We start from the raw sequence: 2249 nt of genomic DNA on the forward strand, positions 1-2249 counted from the left end.
GCTGTCACCGTCGGTTAGCAAGAACTCTGGTGTCAAGCCGCGGATGCTGGAGACGCCGCGGACACGTGACGATGCGGCCTAACTAAGCGGCATTGCACCCAATACATGTCCGCCCAATTCGACGAGTACACCCGCCGCATCGGCGTCCGGCGCAGCGTCGGGCGCACCGGAATCTGCTACGACAACGCCTGGGCCGAATCGTTCAACGCGGCTCTCAAAGTGGAGCGGGTCCACCGCACCGTCTATCCCACCCGAGAACACGCTTATCGAGATGTCACATCCTGGATCGAATTGCGTTCCAATCAACGCCGACTCCACTCGGCACTGGGCTACCGCACGCCCCACGAAGTCGAGTCCGAGCTCATGCAGGCAGCAGCTGCATAACAGAATATCGACCGGTCCGGAATTCGTAATTCACCCCACAGAGGGTGGGCGCAACCGGGGAATCGACCTGCGAATCGCGACGAACGGTCCAGACTCTGGGGCGGCCAGCGGACAGCCGCCACGTCGCGGTGCCGCTGAGCATTGACCAGTTGTCGCAGGCCAATACACACGGTCAGTTAGTCGTCACATTGCGCAGATGTCGTGAGGTGAGTCTGTGAAGGATGGCCCAGGTGTTGCTTGACGTGCCCGCAGTCTGCCTAGGCTGCCACCGTTCGCCGATCGGTGGACCCGGACGACGGCACCGCCGAAGCCTGCCCACCGTCATCCGGACTCCTCCCAAGCACGGGCAGGCGCGGGGAACCCACCTTAGAAGGATCAGGCCCTCGGGCCGTGGGGTGAAGCCGCAGGATGCGGCCGGGCAGCTCTCGCCCGAACCCGACAGCTAACCCCGCAGGCAGCGAGAGGCTCACCCCCATGCCCAAGCGCTACCGCTACAAGGGGCGACACCGTCGTCCCACCCCACGTCCGACCGTCAAGGCCGTCGCACGACCTGCCGTGATCCTCGCCACTGCCGCGGCAGCGTCCTTCGCGGTTCTCACTCCCGCCCAGGCTCACACCGGAGACCACACCGTCCGCGCAGGCGACACGCTCAGCGAGCTCGCGGCCAGCCACGGCACCTCATGGCAGACCATCCACGGCAACAACCGCAACACCATCGGCTCTGACCCCAACGCCCTGCGCATCGGCCAGGTACTCACCATCGGCGCTGGCTCCAGCGGCGGCTCCGGATTGGGCTCGTCCTCCAGCGCGTCCAGTACGTACATCGTGCGCGCCGGAGACACTCTCAGCACTATCGCCGCTCGCCGCGGCACCACATGGCAGCAGCTCCACGCCCTCAACCGCGACGTCATCGGCGCCAACCCCAACATCCTGCGCGTCGGTCAGCGCCTTGCCCTCAATGGCCCAGCCGCCCAGACTCCGGCCGATATACTCAGCCGCTTCTCCGAGGTCGCCGCCAGTCGAGGAGCGGCTCGTACCAGCGGGCAGGATGCTAAGTCGATCGCCCGCACCATGGTGGCCAACCGCGGCTGGTCCAGCAGCGAGTTCAGCTGTCTGGACAACCTCTGGACCCGGGAGAGCAACTGGAACCCCACGGCCGACAACCCGACCTCCAGCGCCTACGGCATCCCCCAGGCCCTACCTGGCTCCAAGATGGCCACTGCCGGCGCCGACTGGCGAACCAACCCCGCCACCCAGATCAACTGGGGTCTTGGCTACATCGCTGACCGCTACGGCAACCCATGCGGTGCATGGAGCCACTTTCAGGCCCACAACTGGTACTGAGCTACGGCACCCTCGTCGTCGCGCTGTGACTGGCTACACGCACGTGGACTTCCTCGGCGGGGGTCTGGACTCTTCCCCGCCCCCGCCGAGGAGGTCCACGTCCTCAGCTGCGGCGTGAGGCTGGCTCGTCAGCGTGCGGTGGACCCGAGGCCCGTATCTGGCTTGTGGCCGTGGACGGGAGCGGCCGCCGATGCCTGCCTCCGCTCCGCGCTCGCCGCAGACGAGGCGAGCTAGACAGCGAAAAGCGGCGACCAGCAAGGCGGTCTAGGCAGCACTGAGTCCTGCCGTTTGTCATGTGCCGGGTTTGATGGACACCATCAACCCACGGAGGAACGAGAATGGCGGCACCAAGGAAGTTGAACCGTCCCGGGTTTCATGCCGTCTTCCGGTGTGATGACTCCCCGGGTGGTGGGTCCGGTGGAACAGCGTAGAGCAATCGTCAAGACCTGTGGATCAAGATCTTTAGGCGGCCTGTTGTTCGGGGGTTTCGTCGGGTCGTTCGATGAGCTTGCCGCCCTGGA

General features: G+C 65.5%; 2 protein-coding genes and 1 riboswitch. Both genes read left to right on the forward strand.

All coding sequences use genetic code 11. The features are described from left to right. Positions 1–105: 105 nt before the first annotated feature. The gene (locus tag BLW04_RS25245) at positions 106–384 is read left to right on the forward strand and encodes an integrase core domain-containing protein (RefSeq protein WP_091548379.1); all 279 of its coding nucleotides are present in this window, start codon (positions 106–108) and stop codon (positions 382–384) included. A 323-nt stretch (positions 385–707) separates the two neighbouring features. After that, a riboswitch (cyclic di-AMP (ydaO/yuaA leader) is annotated at positions 708–853 on the forward strand. 5 nt (positions 854–858) lie between these two features. Next, positions 859–1728, forward strand: coding sequence for a LysM peptidoglycan-binding domain-containing protein (locus BLW04_RS25250; RefSeq protein WP_175484308.1), 870 nt, complete (start codon positions 859–861; stop codon positions 1726–1728). The last annotated feature ends 521 nt before the right edge of the window (positions 1729–2249 follow it).

Origin of the sequence: Modestobacter sp. DSM 44400 (assembly GCF_900107175.1) — a bacterium.
GTDB lineage: Bacteria > Actinomycetota > Actinomycetes > Mycobacteriales > Geodermatophilaceae > Modestobacter.